This is a genomic window from Paraburkholderia sp. NMBU_R16 (assembly GCF_013282575.1).
GTDB lineage: Bacteria > Pseudomonadota > Gammaproteobacteria > Burkholderiales > Burkholderiaceae > Trinickia.
Window position 1 is genome coordinate 98929 of the sequence record NZ_JAAAYE010000004.1, and the last position, 16736, is coordinate 115664.

Below are 16736 nucleotides of genomic sequence, written 5' to 3' on the forward strand. Positions count from 1 at the left end.
CGGACCATTGGCTCCTTCGCGTCCCGTTTCGGGCAGATTCCCTGTGCGTCGCAGCAATATTCCGTATTATGAGAAATGATCTCGTAATTTGAAAAATTGATTGCGCATGAGGGGCCAGCCTCTTTACAATCGCCGACAATTGCCGCGGCCCTACCTGGCCTGCGCCTGTCCAAAGAGCATTCCCTATCCAGGAGACGAGAATGTCCGCTGTGCCCGACGAAGTCATGAAGTATGTCGCCGCCGATAAAGACGACGATCCCCAGGAAACAGGCGAATGGCTCGAAGCGCTCGAAGGCGTGATCTCCGCCGTCGGTCCTGACCGCGCGCACTACCTCATCGAAAAGCAGATCGAATTCGCGCGCGTGCATGGCGAACATCTGCCGTTCTCCGCGAACACCCCCTACATCAACACGATTCCCGTTGCCCGCCAGGCGAAGATCCCGGGCGACCAGGATATCGAGCATCGCATCCGTTCGTACACGCGCTGGAACGCCATTGCCATGGTGCTGCGCGCCGGCAAGGACACCAACGTCGGGGGCCATATCGCCTCGTTCGCCTCGGCCGCGACGCTCTACGATGTCGGCTTCAATCATTTCTGGCACGCGCCGTCCGAGAAGCACGGCGGCGACCTCGTCTTCGTACAGGGCCACTCGTCGCCCGGTATCTACTCGCGCGCATTCCTGTTGGGCCGTCTCACGCAGAAACAGCTCGACAACTTCCGTCAGGAAGTGGGCGGCGAGGGCATTTCCTCGTATCCGCACCCGTGGCTGATGCCCGACTTCTGGCAGTTCCCGACGGTGTCGATGGGCCTCGGTCCGATCATGGCGATTTATCAGGCGCGCTTCATGAAGTATCTGCACGCGCGCGGTGTTGCCAATACGGATGGCCGCAAGGTCTGGGCGTTCCTGGGCGACGGCGAGACGGACGAGCCGGAATCGCTGGGCGCCATCGGCATGGCCGGCCGGGAGCGGCTCGACAATCTGGTCTTCGTCATCAACTGCAACCTGCAGCGTCTCGACGGTCCCGTACGCGGCAACGGCAAGATCATTCAAGAGCTCGAATCCGAGTTCCGCGGCGCCGGCTGGAATGTCATCAAGGTCGTCTGGGGCAGCCGCTGGGATGCGCTGTTCGCACGCGACAAGACGGGCGCGCTGATGCGCCGCATGATGGAAGTGGTCGACGGCGAATATCAGACGTACAAGTCCGAATCGGGCGCGTTCGTGCGCGAGCACTTCTTCAATACGCCCGAGCTGAAGGCGCTCGTCGCGGATTGGTCGGACGAGGACATCTGGAATCTCAATCGCGGCGGACACGACCCGCACAAGATTTATGCGGCGTTCGATGCGGCCACGAACACGAAGGGCCAGCCGACCGTCATCCTCGCGAAGACGATCAAGGGCTATGGCATGGGCGAAGCCGGCCAGGCCATGAACATCACCCACCAGCAAAAGAAGATGCAGGTGGATCAGCTCAAGGCGTTCCGCGACCAGTTCCGCCTGCCGATCTCGGACGAAGAGATCGGCAATGTCCCGTATCTCACGTTCGAGGAAGGCTCGAAGGAACTCGAATACATGCGTGCGCGACGGCAGGAACTCGGCGGTTACCTGCCGACGCGCCGCGAGAAAGCGCAACCGCTGCCGGTGCCGGCGCTGTCGGCATTCGAGCCGCTGCTCAAGGGCACGGGCGAAGGGCGCGAGATTTCGACGACGATGGCGTTCGTGCGGATTCTCAACATCCTGTTGAAGGACAAGGCGCTCGGCAAGCGCATCGTGCCGATCGTGCCGGACGAGTCGCGCACCTTCGGCATGGAGGGCCTGTTCCGCCAGATCGGCATCTGGAATCAGGACGGCCAGAAGTACGTGCCCGAAGACTCCGACCAGCTCATGTTCTACAAGGAATCGGAGACGGGCCAGATCCTGCAGGAAGGCATCAACGAAGCCGGCGGGATGTGCGACTGGATCGCGGCCGCGACGTCGTACTCGACGCACGGCGAGATCATGGTGCCGTTCTACATCTTCTATTCGATGTTCGGCCTGCAGCGCATCGGCGACCTCGTCTGGGCCGCGGGCGACATGCGCTCGCGCGGCTTCCTGCTCGGCGGCACCGCCGGCCGCACGACGCTGAACGGCGAAGGCCTCCAGCACGAAGACGGCCATTCGCTGTTGTGGGCGTCGTCGGTGCCCAATTGCGTGACCTACGATCCGACGTTCGGCTACGAACTCGCCGTGATCATGCAAGACGGTCTGCGCCGCATGATGCAGGAACAGGAAGACGTCTTCTACTACATTACGGTGATGAACGAGAACTACGAGCATCCAGCCCTGCCGCAGGGCGAGCACGTAGCCGAGCACATCATCAAGGGCCTGTACTCGTTGAAAAAGAGCGACGCTGCGGCCAAGGCACCGCGCGTGCAGTTGATGGGCGCGGGCACGATTCTCAATGAAGTCATCGCCGCTGCCGATCTGCTCAAGAACGACTGGGGCGTCGCCGCCGATCTCTGGAGTGCGCCGAGCTTCACCGAGCTGGCCCGCGAGGGACAGGCCGTGGCGCGCTGGAACCTGCTGCATCCGAACGAGCCGCGCAAGCTTTCGCACGTCGAGACGCTGCTCAAGGACGCACCGGGCCCCGTGGTCGCGTCGACCGATTACGTGCGGGCGCTGGCCGAACAGATCCGCGCCTATGTGCCGCAGCGCTATGTCGTGCTCGGCACGGACGGCTTCGGCCGCTCGGATACGCGCGAAAAGCTCCGTCACTTCTTCGAAGTCGATCGCTACTGGGTCACCGTCGCGGCGCTCAACGCGCTTGCGGACGAAGGTACGATCGAGCGCAAGGTCGTAGCCGACGCGCTCGCCAAGTACCAGCTCGACCCGAACAAACCCAACCCGATGACCGTTTAAGGCATCGCCAACGCGCGCGCCCCAAGCCCGCCTGCCGCGCCAATGCGGCGGGCAGGCTCGCGAGCCCTGGAGACACCAACAAATGAGTGAAGCGATCGAAGTCAAGGTGCCGGACATCGGCGATTTCAAGGACATCCCCGTCATCGATATCCTGGTGAAGCCGGGCGATGCCGTCGAGAAGGAGCAGTCTCTCATCACGCTCGAATCGGACAAGGCGACGATGGACGTGCCGAGCCCCGCGGCGGGCACGGTCAAGGAGATCAAGGTGAAGCAAGGCGACCCCGTGTCCGAAGGCACGTTGATCGTCGTGCTAGAAGGCGGGGGCGCTCCGGCCGCCGCGAAACCTGCCCAGGGCAACGGTGCGGCGGCGCCTGCCGCGGCACCGGCCGCGCCGGCTCGAGCTGCCGCGCCCGCGGCGGCAGGCGGCCAGCAGGAAGTCAAGGTTCCCGATATCGGCGATTACGAAGACGTGCCGGTCATCGAGATCGCCGTCAAGGTAGGGGACCGCGTCGAGAAGGAGCAGTCTCTCATCACGCTCGAGTCGGACAAGGCGACGATGGATGTGCCGAGCCCGGCCGCCGGCGTGGTGAAGGCGATCAACGTCAAAGTCGGCGATACGGTGTCCGAGGGCGTCGTGATCCTCACGCTCGAATCGGAGGGCGGCGCCGCTGCGGCGGCACCGGCTGCGCAGCCGGCCGCGCCTGAGCCGAAGAACGTCGAGCCGCTCGATTCGCCGCGTCCCGCGGGGCCGCAAAGCGTGCCGGCGCACCCGTCGGCACTTGCGCAGGCGCCGTCGATCCCGGCCGGCGAAGGCGGTTCGCGTCAACCGAGTCACGCATCGCCGTCGGTGCGCAAGTTCGCGCGCGAACTCGGCGTGGATGTGGCGCAGGTGCGCGGCAGCGGACCGAAGGGGCGCATTACGCAGGACGACGTCACGGCTTTCGTGAAGGGCGTCATGACGGGGCAGCGCGCCCCCACGGGCGCCGCGGCGCCTGCCGCGGGCGGCAGCGAACTCGGCTTGTTGCCGTGGCCGAAGATCGACTTCACGAAGTTCGGCCCGATCGAGCCGAAGCCGCTTTCGCGCATCAAGAAGATCTCGGGCGCGAACCTGCATCGCAACTGGGTGATGATCCCGCACGTCACGAACAACGACGAAGCCGATATCACCGAGCTCGAGGCGCTGCGCGTCACGCTGAACAAGGAAAACGAAAAGGCCGGCGTCAAGATCACGATGCTCGCTTTCGTCATCAAAGCCGTAGTTTCGGCGCTGAGGAAGTTCCCGACGTTCAATGCGAGTCTCGACGGCGACACGCTGGTCTTCAAACAGTACTACCACGTCGGGTTTGCCGCGGACACGCCGAACGGCCTCGTCGTTCCCGTCATTCGCGACGCCGACAAGAAGGGCTTGATCGAGATCGCCAAGGAAATGGCGGAGCTTTCCAAACTTGCGCGCGAAGGCAAGCTCAAGCCGGATCAGATGCAAGGCGGGTGCTTCTCGATTTCGTCGCTGGGCGGTATCGGCGGCACGCACTTCACGCCGATCATCAACGCCCCCGAGGTAGCCATTCTCGGCCTGTCGCGCGGTGCGATGAAGCCCGTTTGGGACGGCAAGCAATTCGTGCCGCGCCTGACGCTGCCGCTCTCGCTGTCGTATGACCATCGCGTCATCGACGGCGCCGAAGCAGCGCGCTTCAACGCCTATCTTTGCGCGCTGCTCGCCGATTTCCGGCGCGTGATCCTGTGACTGTCGACGCTAACAAGAAGGGGACGTGAATGAGTCTCGTCGAAGTAAAAGTGCCGGATATCGGCGACTTCAAGGACGTCGATGTCATCGAGGTCAATATCAAGCCGGGCGATGTCATCGAAAAGGAGCAATCGCTATTGACGCTGGAGTCGGACAAGGCGTCGATGGAAGTGCCGAGCGACACGGCCGGCACCGTGAAGGAAGTGCGGATCAAGGCGGGCGATAAGGTTTCGCAAGGCACGGTCATCGCGCTCGTCGAAGCGCAAGAGGGCGCGGCCGCGAAGCCGGCCGCGGCGGCCAGTGCGCCGGCGGCTGCATCGGCACCCGCAGCCTCACCCGCACCCGCGAAAGCGGCCCCCGCGGCTGCGCCGCAGGCCGCGAGCTATGGCGGCGGTGCCGACATCGAGTGCGACATGCTCGTGCTCGGCGCGGGCCCCGGCGGCTATTCCGCCGCGTTCCGCAGCGCCGATCTCGGCATGAAGACGGTGCTCGTCGAGCGCTATTCGACGCTCGGCGGCGTCTGTCTGAACGTCGGTTGCATTCCGTCGAAGGCGCTGCTGCATACGGCGCTCATTACCGACGAGGTGGCCGCGCTCGCGGCGCACGGGATCACGTTCGGTGCGCCGCAGATCGATCTCGACAAGCTGCGCGGATTCAAATCGGGCGTCGTCAAGAAATTGACCACGGGCCTGGCCGGCATGGCGAAGGCGCGCAAGGTCGAGGTCGTCACCGGCGTCGGCACGTTTGCCGATCCGCATCATATGGAAGTGCAGACCGAAGGCGGCAAGAAGGTCGTCAAGTTCAAGCAAGCCATCGTCGCGGCGGGCTCGCAGGCGGTGAAGCTGCCGTTCATGCCCGAGGATCCGCGTGTCGTGGACTCGACCGGGGCACTCGAGCTGCGCCAGATTCCCCAGCGCATGCTTGTCATCGGCGGCGGCATCATCGGTCTGGAAATGGCGACGGTCTACGCCACGCTCGGCGCGAAGATCGATGTCGTCGAAATGCTCGATGGCCTCATGATGGGCGCCGATCGCGATCTCGTGAAAGTCTGGGAGAAGTACAGCGGCAAGCACTTCGCCAACATCATGCTGAAGACGAAGACGACGGCTGCCGAGGCCAAGCCCGACGGCATCTATGTGAAGTTCGAAGGGGAGAAGGCGCCGGCCGAGCCGCAGCGTTACGATCTCGTGCTCGTGGCGGTCGGCCGCAGTCCCAACGGCAAGAAGATCGGTGCCGAGAAAGCCGGCATTGCCGTCACCGACCGCGGCTTCATCGACGTCGACAAGCAGATGCGCACGAACGTACCGCACATCTTTGCGATCGGCGACATCGTCGGGCAGCCGATGCTTGCGCACAAGGCCGTGCATGAGGGCCACGTTGCGGCCGAGGCCGCGCACGGCGAGAAGGCGTACTTCGATGCGATACAGATTCCGTCGGTGGCTTATACCGATCCGGAAGTGGCTTGGGCGGGCAAGACCGAAGACCAGTGCAAGGCCGAGGGCATCAAATACGGCAAGGCGGTCTTCCCGTGGGCCGCTTCGGGGCGCGCCATCGCGAACGGCCGCGACGAGGGCTTCACGAAGCTGATCTTCGACGAGGCGACGCATCGCGTGATCGGCGGGGGTATCGTCGGCCTCAACGCGGGCGACCTCATCAGTGAGGTGTGCCTTGCGATCGAGATGGGGGCCGATGCGACCGATATCGGGCGGACGATTCACCCGCACCCGACGCTTGGCGAATCGATCGGGATGGCCGCCGAGCTCTACGAGGGTGTCTGCACCGACTTGCCCCCGCAAAAGAAGAAGTAATGGACGAAAGCGTTCGGTACCCGAGGGGGCCGAACGCTCGACGATGTCCGCTGGCATGTGAGCAGCCGGGCCGCGCTGAAAATAAAAACGGCGCGCTCCTTTCGGGAGCGCGCCGTTTCGTTGTTGCTGCTACGGGTGAGAAAGCTTAGGCAGCCGTCTTCTTCGTAGCGGCCGCACGCGAAGCTTGCGAGGCGGCTTGCTGAGCGGCCTTCGTCGCGGCCGTAGCGGCGGCGTTGAAGTTGCTTTCGGCGATTTCGACGGCTTGCTTCGTTGCCTTGTGGACCGTTTCGTACGTCGTATTGGCAGCCGTGATGGCCGACTTCATGACAGCAACAGCCGTTTCGGAACCAGCCGGCGCGTTCTTGGCGACGTTGTCGACGAGCGCTTGCACCTTGCGGTTCTGCTCTTCGTACTGGGCTTCCGCCACGCGGGCGAACTCGGCTTGCGTGGCCGAGGCGATTTCATACAGATGGCGGCCATACGACAGCACCTTCTCGGCCACCGGCTGCGCCAGCGAGGCTTGCAGCGCGAGCAGTTCTTGCGCGTCCTTCACCGACAGCGCGCGTTGCGCGTTTTCCTGGCTTTCCGCGAGCGTCGACTTCACGACTTGCAGGTTCAGTTCGACCAGTTTCTCCACACCTTCGAACGCCTTGTTCGTCAAGCCGAAAAGGGCTTCGAAATTGGCTTTCTGTGCTGCGGCGAATTGCTCGGGGGTCAACAGAGTCATGTTTTATGCTCCTGAAAAACGACCCGTCTCTCGCGGATCGCGTAGGTTAATGGCACGGCTTCGGAATGTATCGCGTCGTATGCTCGACGCGTATTGTGCGTCGCAACATCAGAGCCTATTTTAGGCTCGCCCGCCCAAATGTCAAGTGCAATTTGGTGCAATGCACAATGTAAAGGTTTCCGCAGCGAAACAACGGCTTACGGCGGACGACGGACGGCTCCGTGTGGCGTCCAGGTACGACGATTGCTGCGGCGCGCGCGCATGACGCATTGCCGTGACAGCGGCGTTGCAAATTCATAAAAAGGGTGTCAACGCAGCGTCCCTCGCGCGCGTTATCTGATCTGCTCCACGGTTAGCTGCGGTCTGCGGCGCGGAAGCGGTGTGTGCAAAGGGTGCGAACCTTTTCGGCCCCGCTTCGGTCCCATACACGTTTCGTCGCTCGAATGCCGGTATTTTCCCGACGTTTCGCTTAAGTTTGCGCGAGGCGCGCCGATATGTGGGTATGGCCCTACTGCTCGGCGCCGACTTGTCGCAATATACAAGCATCGATGCCGTTCGCCTCGTGCAGCTAGCTACAAATTGCTTCAAAGACCGACGATAAGTGCTTCTGATTGCTAATTTTTAGTAGCTTTACTACACTTGCCGTCAACGCTTCGTCTCTCGCCACCTCCGCATCAAGAACACCAATGAAAACCGCACTGTTTTCGTCGCTCAAAGTGAGGCACGGCGTGGCGCTTACGAGAGTCGTCTCGGTCACCGCAACCCTGCTTGCCGCCGCGATTTTCGCGGCTCCCATCGACGCGCTCGCAGCGTCGGGTTCGACCGATGCGGCTTCGTCCAAGCCCGCAGCCACCAAAGCACATTCCTCCAGAAAAGCCGTCAAGCAAGCCGTCCGAACGGAGAAGGCGGCCGCAGCGCCCGACGAGCGCTCGCGTAAAAAGCGCGTCTCGTACACGCTGCGCACGCGCGGCCGTCACGGCGCAATGCATAAGATTGCGTTCGAGCCGCGCTCGCCGGTGGCGGGTCAGCCGTTCGGGCTGCAGGAAGGCCCCGAGGGCCTCGCGTTGCGTTCGAACGTCGCTTATGTCATCGATCAGAACACGTCCGAAGCGCTTTTCGACAAGAATTCGCATTCCGTCGTGCCGATCGCTTCGATCACGAAGCTGATGACGGCCATGGTGGTGCTCGATGCCAACCTGCCGCTGACGGATTTGCTCGAAGTGACCGACGAAGATCGCGATCTGGAAAAACACACGGGCTCGCGTCTTTCCGTCGGCTCGGTGCTTTCGCGTGAAGACATGCTGCACATTGCGCTGATGGCATCGGAAAACCGTGCAGCCGCGGCGCTCTCGCGCTATTTCCCGGGCGGGCGTCCGGCGTTCATCGCCGCGATGAATGCGAAGGCCAAGGCGCTCGGCATGGCCGATACCCACTTCGAGAATCCGACGGGTCTGACGAGCCGCAACGTCTCGACGGCGCGCGACCTCGTGAAGATGGTCGATGCCGCGTATCAGTATCCGCTCATTCGGAAGTTCTCGACCGACCGCAGCTACACCGTCGATACGGGCAGGCGCGAGATTGCTTATAACAGTACGAACGCGCTCGTGCGTAGCGCGAAGTCGAACTGGGAGATCGGTCTGCAGAAAACCGGCTTCATCAACGAGGCGGGCGAATGCCTCGTCATGCAGGCGACGATCCAGGGTCGGCCCATCATCATGGTGCTGCTCGATTCGGCCGGCAAGTACTCGCGGTTTGCCGATGCGGCGCGCTTGCGCACGTGGCTCGATAACGGCGGCGATCAGCGTATCACGAGCGCCGACACGGGCGGGCACGGCACCTGAGCGCCGGTTTCTGGTGTAGTGATAAAGCACAAAGCCCCGCGTTCGCGGGGCTTTTGCTTGGGTGCGCCGTTCGCCTCTTTCCTCAGGCGGTTTTCGCCTTTGCGCCTTCGGTCGCTGCTTCGGGGCGGTAACCGAGGGCTTCCGAGATGACGAGCGCCGTGCGGCTCAGATGGCTGAGCCAGGCATCCTGGAGCCGGTCCGCCGGTGCCGACAGCGACAGGCCCGCGACGAGCTTGCCCGTATCGTCGTAGATTCCGGCGGCGATGCAGCGTACGCCGAGTTCCAGCTCCTCGTTATCGCGCGCGCACGCTTGCTGGCGAACCTGCATCAGTTCCCGCTCGAGCCGAGCCAGATCGGTGATGCTGTTCTGGGTATGGCCCGACAGGCCGGTGCGCGTGGCATAGGCGCGCACGCGCGCAGCCTCGTCGACGGCGAGGAAAAGCTTGCCGACCGACGTCAGGTGCAGCGGTGCGCGCCCGCCGATCGCCCGGACCACTTGCATGCCCGAGCGCTCCGAATACGCACGTTCGATATAGACGATCTCGTCTCCCTGCCGGACGGACAGATTGACGGTCTGTCCCGTGAGGCGGTGCAGTTCCCGCATCGGCATCAGCGCCGCATCGCGCACCGACAGCCTCGCCTTGACCAGATTGCCGAGTTCGAGCAGCCGCATGCCCAGCCGGTAGGTGCCCGGGTCCGAGCGATCGACGAGCCGGCACGTGACCATATCGTTGAGGATGCGGTGTGCCGTGGACGGGTGGAGCTCCGTCCGAATCGCCAGCTCCTTGAGGCTGACCGGGTCGCTATGCGCGGCCAACGCGTCGAGCAGTCGCATCATTCGCTCGATCACCTGGATCGATGTCTTGGAGTCCTGATTCGTATCGCTCATCGTGGATCGATTGACGCAAAGCAAAAAAACATTGTATCTCGTATTGTGAAAAAAGCGAACGGCGTTTGAATATCGCTTCGACCCTGTGTTCCGGCTCGATTTGCTTGCCGGCGCCAGCAAACGACGCATAATGACAGGCGTTTTCCAACGGAGCCGCCATGCGAGTCGGATTGTTCGTCACTTGTCTCGTCGATCTCATGCGCCCGGAGATCGGGTTTGCCGCAATCAAGCTCATCGAGCGTGCGGGATTCGAAGTCGTCGTTCCGCCCGCGCAGACTTGCTGCGGGCAGCCCGCCTACAACTCGGGCGAGCGGGGCATCGCGCGTGACCTTGCCGAAAAGGCGCTGCGCGAGTTCGAGCCGTTCGATTACGTCGTCGTTCCGTCCGGTTCGTGCGGCGGCATGATCGGCGTGCATTACGCCGATCTCTTTCGCGACGATCCGGAGCTCATGGGCCGCTACGAGCGGATGCGGGCAAAGGTCTTCGAGCTGACCGATTTCCTCGTGAATGTGGCGAAGATCGAGTTGCCGCGGGCCGAATCCGCCGGAGCGGTCACTTATCACGACTCCTGTGCCGGGCTGCGCGAGCTTGGCGTGAAGCAGCAGCCGCGCACGTTGCTCGCCATGCGGGGCGTGGCGGTGACGGAAATGCAAGGATGCGAGCACTGCTGCGGTTTCGGCGGCACTTTCGCGGTCAAATACGGCAACATCTCGACGGCGATCGTCGACGAAAAGTGCGAGAACGTGCGCGCGAGCGGCGCCGCGACCGTCGTACTCGGAGACCTCGGCTGCATGCTGAACATCGAGGGCAGGCTTCGCCGGACGGGCGATGCGACGACGCGAGTGCTGCATATTGCCCAGGTGCTCGCCGCGGATCTCTGACAGGGCTTTTTTTCGTTACCTCGGGCCGACCATGCAAGTCCAATCGATGCATTTCAAGGCGCGCGCCAAGGAAAATCTGGCGAATCCGCGATTGCAGCACAATCTGACCAAGCTTTCGACGAAGTTCGTGAGCGCGCGTGCCCAGGCCATGGAGGCGATCGACTTCCCTGCGACGCGCGCGGCGCTGAAGGCGCGCCGCAATCGTGCGCTGGAGAATCTCGACGTCTGGCTCGAAACGTTCGAGCGCGAAGCGACCCGGCGCGGTGTCACTGTGCTGTTCGCCGAAACGACACGGGATGCGGCGCAACTCGTCGGGGAGATCGCGCGCAAGCATGATGTCAAGAAAGTCATCAAGACGAAGTCGATGGTGTCCGAGGAGATGCGTCTGAATGCCGTACTGGCGGAGATGGGCGTGCAGTCCGTGGAGACCGATCTCGGCGAGTACATCCTGCAGATCAACGACAACGAGCCGCCCAGCCACATCATCGCGCCCGTCGTTCACAAGGACAAAGAAGAAATAGCCGATCTGTTCGCCAAGACCCATGGACGGGCGCGCCTGACCGAAATTCCGGCCATGACGCGCGAAGCGCGCGAGGTGCTGCGTCCCCAGTTTCTTTCCGCCGACATGGGCGTGACGGGCGGCAACTTCGTGATTGCCGAGACGGGCTCCGTGGCCATCGTGACGAACGAGGGCAACGAAGGGATGTGCACGGTCATGCCGCGCGTGCACGTTGCGGTGACCGGCATCGAAAAAGTATTGCCGACGCTGGAGGATCTGGCTGTTGCGATGCGCCTCTTGCCGCGCTCGGCGACGGGGCAGACGGTCTCGAACTATTTTTCGCTGCTGACCGGGCCGCGCGGCGAGGGCGATGGCGACGGGCCGGAGCACATGTACGTCGTGCTCGTCGATGGCGGACGCACGGGCCTCATCGGCGGAGCCTTCCAGGAGATGCTGCGCTGCATCCGCTGCGGAGCCTGCATGAATCATTGCCCCGTGTATCAGAAAGTCGGCGGACATGCGTATGGATGGGTCTACCCGGGACCGATGGGCTCGGTACTCACGCCAAGCTACGTCGGGCTCGACAAGGCGCTCGATCTGCCGCAGGCGGCGACGCTGTGCGGGGAGTGCAACAGTGTCTGTCCGGTCGGGATTCCGATCTCGGACCTGCTGCGCAAGTTGCGCGAGAAGCAGACCGAGCGTCATCTCCGGCCGGTGACCGAGCGCGCGGCGCTGGCCCTCTGGGGGTTCGTTGCGTCGCGTCCCGCGCTGTATGCGCTCGTCGCGAAACTGGCGGTGCGGGTGCTCGAGCGCATGGGCGGCGAGCGCCGTGCGATCACCCGGCTGCCGTTCGGCCAGGGATGGACTGCCACGCGCGACATGCCGGCGCCGGTCGGGCGCACGTTTCGCGAGCTCTATGCCGCGCAGCGCAGTCATCGCGACTAGTCGCCGCGAGGCGCAACGCGAATATCGATGCTGCCGATGCAGCGCATTGTTTGCGCTGGCGTAACGCTGAATTCGCTATTCGCATCTTTGTCTCGATAGGCGGCGTCTATAAAATTCGTCTCACAGAATGCGGACATGCGAGGGCGCACGTCCGTTGCGAAACGAGGCGCACTATGAAAACGAAAATATCCGTCTATTGGCCCCTGGCCGTCGTTCTGACGCTTGCCGCGATGGCAGCGATGCAGGGCTATGGCGAGCGCCGGCAGCACAGTTCGCATGCGCCGCTGGCGGCGGCGCAAGTCAGCGCCGAGCTGGCGCGCGCAGTCTCGTACGGGCTCGTCGGTACCCAGCCGGTGCGCGCGTCCTCGAGCGTTTCGGCGATCAGAGCCGCCGAGCCGTCGCAAGCGCTGTAACGCTGCCGGTCCTATAATGCCGGGTCGGCAGCGGTGGCCGGCAGCCGACTCGGATCCACGTATCAGCCCGGACATGCCGGGTGCTTTATGAAACCCGTTGCCATTTGCTTCGTTTGCCTGGGAAACATTTGTCGATCGCCGACGGCTGAAGCCGTCATGCGCGCGCAAGTCGACGCCGCGGGCCTCACGGAATGGGTCACCGTCGATTCGGCGGGTACGGGAGACTGGCATGTGGGCGAGGCGCCCGATCATCGGGCCCAGACGGCAGCAAGCCGGCGCGGGTATGACTTGTCAGGGCTACGAGCCCGGCAGATCGCCGCGCCCGACTTCGAGCGATTCGATCTCGTGCTTGCCATGGACGCCGCGAATCTCGCCCATTTGCAGCAGCTGTGTCCGCCGGCGCTGCGCTCGCGCGTCCGTCTTCTGATGGAGTTCGGCAGCCTGCCGGCGGTGAACGAGGTCGCGGATCCGTACTTCGGCGGGGGCGAGGGGTTCGAACTCGTGCTCGATCAATGCGAGGATGCCTGCCGCGGGTTGCTCGCGCGCGTGCGGGCCGCGCTGGCCGGCGAGACGGCTTGATTTGTTCGTGCACCGATAACCGACCCGGAAGCAGGGATACTTGACTAAAATCCTCATGTATTTATACTTGACCAAAATCGTCGAGAATCCGGTCCCCCCGCAATCATGAGACTTACCACCAAAGGCCGTTTCGCCGTCACGGCGATGATCGACCTGGCCTTACGCCAGGATCAAGGTCCCGTGACGCTTGCCGGCATCAGCCAGCGCCAGCGCATTTCGCTGTCCTATCTGGAACAACTGTTCGGCAAGCTGCGCCGCCACGAGATCGTGGAGTCGGTCCGCGGGCCGGGCGGTGGATACAACCTCGCGCGCCGTGCGCAGGAAGTCACCGTCGCCGACATCATCATCGCCGTCGACGAACCGCTCGATGCCACGCAATGCGGCGGCAAGGGCTCGTGCGAGGGGACGAAGCAAAACGACGGCCACTGCATGACCCATGAGCTCTGGTCCACGCTGAACCAGAAGATGGTGGAGTATCTCGATTCAGTCTCGCTGCAAGACCTGGTCGATCAGCAGCGCTCGCGCGAAGGCGCTTCCACGGTGCTCCACGATCGGCGCAGCGAGCCGGCCGCGCCCGAAGCACCGCGCCTGGCGCCCAAAGGACCGAACTCGGTATTCAACATCGCGAGTTCGTGAACGAATGCTGCGCGCGCCGGCGTATGAAAGCGGATGCCATGGCCGAGCGGGCGCCTGACCCAAAACAACGATTTCCCCCGGAGCGATTGATGAGTAACCCGAGCCCCCACCTGCCCATCTATATGGACTACAGCGCGACGACGCCCGTCGACCCGCGCGTGGTGGACAAGATGATTCCCTACTTGCGGGAGCAATTCGGCAATCCGGCTTCGCGCAGCCATGCTTATGGCTGGGAAGCGGAGCGTGCCGTGGAAGAGGCGCGCGAGCAGGTCGCGGCGCTCGTGAAGGCGGATCCGCGCGAAATCATCTGGACATCGGGTGCGACCGAATCGGACAACCTGGCCATCAAGGGCGCTGCGCACTTCTACAAGAGTCGCGGCAAGCACATCGTGACGGTCAAGACGGAGCACAAGGCGGTACTCGATACCTGCCGCGAACTCGAGCGCGAAGGGTTCGATGTCACCTATCTCGATGTCAAGAGCGACGGCCTCATCGATCTCGACGTTTTCAAGGCGGCGCTGCGGCCGGACACGATCGTCGTGTCGGTCATGTACGTGAACAACGAGATCGGTGTTATTCAGGACATCGAAGCGATCGGCGAAATCTGCCGCGAAAAGAACATCATTTTCCATGTCGATGCCGCGCAGGCCACGGGCAAGGTGGAGATCGATCTGGGCCGGCTCAAGGTCGACCTGATGTCGTTCTCGGCTCACAAGACCTATGGCCCGAAGGGTATCGGTGCGCTCTACGTGCGCCGCAAGCCGCGCGTGCGGATCGAGGCGCAAATGCATGGCGGCGGCCACGAGCGCGGTATGCGCTCGGGTACGCTGCCGACGCATCAGATCGTCGGCATGGGCGAGGCTTTTCGCCTCGCGCGCGAGGAAATGGCCACGGAAAACGAGCGCGTGCGGATGTTGCGCGACCGCTTGCTGCGCGGGTTGTCGGAGATCGAGGAGGTCTACGTCAACGGCGACATGGAGCGCCGGATTCCGCACAACCTGAATTTGAGCTTCAACTTCGTCGAGGGCGAATCGTTGATCATGGCCATCAAGGATGTGGCCGTGTCGTCCGGCTCGGCCTGTACGTCGGCGTCGCTCGAGCCTTCCTACGTGCTTCGCGCGCTGGGTCGCAACGACGAACTCGCGCACAGCTCTATCCGGTTTACGGTCGGCCGGTTCACGACCGAGCAGGACGTCGATTACGTGATCGACTTGCTCAAGAGCAAGATCGCCAAGCTGCGCGATCTTTCCCCGCTGTGGGAAATGCATCAGGACGGCATCGATCTTTCCACGATCAAGTGGGCCGCGCACTAATCCATAGGATGGGGCCAGAGTAAAGCGCTAAAGCGCTAACTCCGGCCGCCGACACGAATCAGGCGAATCAAGGAGTTTTGACCATGTCTTACAGCAACAAAGTATTGGACCACTACGAGAACCCCCGCAACGTCGGCTCGTTCGCCAAGGACGACGACGCAGTGGGCACCGGTATGGTCGGCGCGCCGGCCTGCGGCGACGTCATGAAGCTGCAGATTCGCGTCGGCGCCGACGGTGTGATCGAGGACGCCAAGTTCAAGACCTACGGTTGCGGTTCCGCCATCGCGTCGAGCTCGCTCGTGACCGAGTGGGTGAAAGGCAAGACGCTCGACGAGGCGCTCTCCATCAAGAATACGCAGATCGCCGAAGAGCTCGCGCTGCCGCCGGTCAAGATCCACTGCTCGATTCTGGCGGAGGACGCGATCAAGGCCGCGGTCGCCGACTACAAGCAACGCCACAACGGTGCTGCTGGCGAGGCCGCGCAGGAAGTGAAACAGCAAGTCGCTTAACGTGCCATGGCAATCACATTGACGGACAAGGCAGCGCAGCAGGTGCAGAAGTACCTGACACGGCGCGGCAAAGGCATCGGATTGCGGCTCGGCGTGCGGACGACGGGCTGCTCGGGTCTCGCCTACAAGCTCGAGTACGTCGATGAGCTCGAGCCCGAGGATCAAGTGTTCGAATCGAACGGCGTCAAGGTCATCGTCGATCCGAAGAGTCTCGCGTATATCGACGGCACGCAGCTCGACTTTGCGCGTGAGGGGTTGAACGAGGGCTTCAAGTTCAACAATCCGAACGTCAAGGACGAGTGCGGCTGCGGCGAATCGTTCCGCGTCTGACGCTGCAATCGGCGGACAAGGGGCGGCGCGGGCCGCCTTTTTGTCGATCGGAGTTTGCGCTTCGGCGTCACGCATGGGCGCGGTATCGCTGCGATGCCGGGTGCTTTTAACCGACAACCGATTTTCATGGCCTCGATTCAGCAAAGCCACTTCGATCTCTTTCATCTGCCCGAGCAGTTTGCGCTCGACGTTCAAGCGCTCGATGCTGCTTACCGGACGGTCCAGACGCAAGTTCATCCGGACCGCTTCGCCGCCGCGGGCGACGCGCAAAAGCGGGTGGCCATGCAGTGGGCCGCACTCGCAAACGAGGCTTATGGCACGTTACGCGATCCGTTGAAACGCGCGCGCTATCTCCTGTCGCTGCGCGGCGTGGATGTCGATGCCGAGAACAATACGGCGATGGAGCCGATGTTCCTGATGCAGCAGATGGAATGGCGCGAGCGCGTGGAAGACGCCGCATCCGCGCGCAGCGTTCCGGCATTGGACGCCTTGCTCGAAGAACTGCGCGAGGAGGAACGCGTGCGCTTCCACAAGCTCGCCGCGTTGCTCGACGGCGGTGCCAATCAGCCGGCCGCGGAAGCGGTGCGGCAATTGATGTTCATCGAGCGCGTCGTTGCCGAGCTCGGCAAAGAGATCGAGCGGCTCGAACATTGAGACTGAGCCGAGCCCCGATGCGAACACCGCAGGGCTCATATTCGACAACGGCAGCGCAGTCTCCCCGAAGA

The 16736-nt window shown here is 63.1% G+C and carries 15 protein-coding genes; 13 read left to right on the forward strand and 2 right to left on the reverse strand.

Features of this window, described 5'->3' with window-relative positions; all coding sequences use genetic code 11:
- The first annotated feature begins 200 nt into the window (after positions 1-200).
- From aceE to lpdA, 3 genes are all read left to right on the forward strand, one after another.
- Positions 201-2897: a pyruvate dehydrogenase (acetyl-transferring), homodimeric type gene (gene aceE / locus GWC77_RS03165; protein ID WP_173255414.1), complete on the forward strand. Its 2697-nt coding sequence runs from the start codon at positions 201-203 to the stop codon at positions 2895-2897.
- Positions 2898-2979: 82 nt separating this feature from the next.
- The gene (aceF, locus tag GWC77_RS03170) at positions 2980-4641 is read left to right on the forward strand and encodes a dihydrolipoyllysine-residue acetyltransferase (RefSeq protein WP_173255415.1); all 1662 of its coding nucleotides are present in this window, start codon (positions 2980-2982) and stop codon (positions 4639-4641) included.
- 29 nt (positions 4642-4670) lie between these two features.
- Positions 4671-6449, forward strand: coding sequence for a dihydrolipoyl dehydrogenase (lpdA, locus tag GWC77_RS03175; protein ID WP_173255416.1), 1779 nt, complete (start codon positions 4671-4673; stop codon positions 6447-6449).
- Positions 6450-6594: 145 nt separating this feature from the next.
- Here lpdA and GWC77_RS03180 read toward each other — a convergent pair whose 3' ends face one another.
- Positions 6595-7176 (reverse strand): phasin family protein, encoded by a 582-nt coding sequence (locus GWC77_RS03180; RefSeq protein ID WP_173255417.1) that lies wholly within the window; start codon positions 7174-7176, stop codon positions 6595-6597.
- A 686-nt stretch (positions 7177-7862) separates the two neighbouring features.
- Between GWC77_RS03180 and pbpG the strand changes: the two genes are divergently transcribed.
- Positions 7863-9017: a D-alanyl-D-alanine endopeptidase gene (gene pbpG, locus GWC77_RS03185; RefSeq protein ID WP_173255418.1), complete on the forward strand. Its 1155-nt coding sequence runs from the start codon at positions 7863-7865 to the stop codon at positions 9015-9017.
- Between the two features lie 82 nt (positions 9018-9099).
- Here pbpG and GWC77_RS03190 read toward each other — a convergent pair whose 3' ends face one another.
- The gene (locus tag GWC77_RS03190; RefSeq protein WP_173255419.1) at positions 9100-9906 is read right to left on the reverse strand and encodes an IclR family transcriptional regulator; all 807 of its coding nucleotides are present in this window, start codon (positions 9904-9906) and stop codon (positions 9100-9102) included.
- A 158-nt stretch (positions 9907-10064) separates the two neighbouring features.
- Between GWC77_RS03190 and GWC77_RS03195 the strand changes: the two genes are divergently transcribed.
- From GWC77_RS03195 to hscB, 9 genes are all read left to right on the forward strand, one after another.
- Complete coding sequence (locus GWC77_RS03195) at positions 10065-10787, forward strand: (Fe-S)-binding protein (RefSeq protein ID WP_173255420.1); 723 nt, start codon at positions 10065-10067, stop codon at positions 10785-10787.
- Positions 10788-10818: 31 nt separating this feature from the next.
- Positions 10819-12231, forward strand: coding sequence for a LutB/LldF family L-lactate oxidation iron-sulfur protein (locus GWC77_RS03200; RefSeq protein ID WP_173255421.1), 1413 nt, complete (start codon positions 10819-10821; stop codon positions 12229-12231).
- A gap of 173 nt (positions 12232-12404) precedes the next feature.
- Complete coding sequence (locus GWC77_RS03205) at positions 12405-12644, forward strand: hypothetical protein (RefSeq protein ID WP_173255422.1); 240 nt, start codon at positions 12405-12407, stop codon at positions 12642-12644.
- An 87-nt stretch (positions 12645-12731) separates the two neighbouring features.
- Positions 12732-13223 (forward strand): low molecular weight protein-tyrosine-phosphatase, encoded by a 492-nt coding sequence (locus tag GWC77_RS03210; RefSeq protein ID WP_173255423.1) that lies wholly within the window; start codon positions 12732-12734, stop codon positions 13221-13223.
- Between the two features lie 105 nt (positions 13224-13328).
- Positions 13329-13859: a Fe-S cluster assembly transcriptional regulator IscR gene (gene iscR, locus GWC77_RS03215; protein WP_173255424.1), complete on the forward strand. Its 531-nt coding sequence runs from the start codon at positions 13329-13331 to the stop codon at positions 13857-13859.
- 89 nt (positions 13860-13948) lie between these two features.
- Complete coding sequence (locus GWC77_RS03220) at positions 13949-15172, forward strand: IscS subfamily cysteine desulfurase (RefSeq protein ID WP_173255425.1); 1224 nt, start codon at positions 13949-13951, stop codon at positions 15170-15172.
- Between the two features lie 83 nt (positions 15173-15255).
- Entirely contained in the window at positions 15256-15681 is a 426-nt protein-coding gene (iscU, locus tag GWC77_RS03225; protein ID WP_173255426.1) for a Fe-S cluster assembly scaffold IscU, read from the forward strand.
- 6 nt (positions 15682-15687) lie between these two features.
- Positions 15688-16011, forward strand: a complete 324-nt coding sequence (gene iscA / locus GWC77_RS03230; protein WP_173255427.1) for an iron-sulfur cluster assembly protein IscA — start codon at positions 15688-15690, stop codon at positions 16009-16011.
- Positions 16012-16137: 126 nt separating this feature from the next.
- Positions 16138-16665 (forward strand): Fe-S protein assembly co-chaperone HscB, encoded by a 528-nt coding sequence (hscB, locus tag GWC77_RS03235; RefSeq protein ID WP_173255428.1) that lies wholly within the window; start codon positions 16138-16140, stop codon positions 16663-16665.
- Positions 16666-16736: the final 71 nt, after the last annotated feature.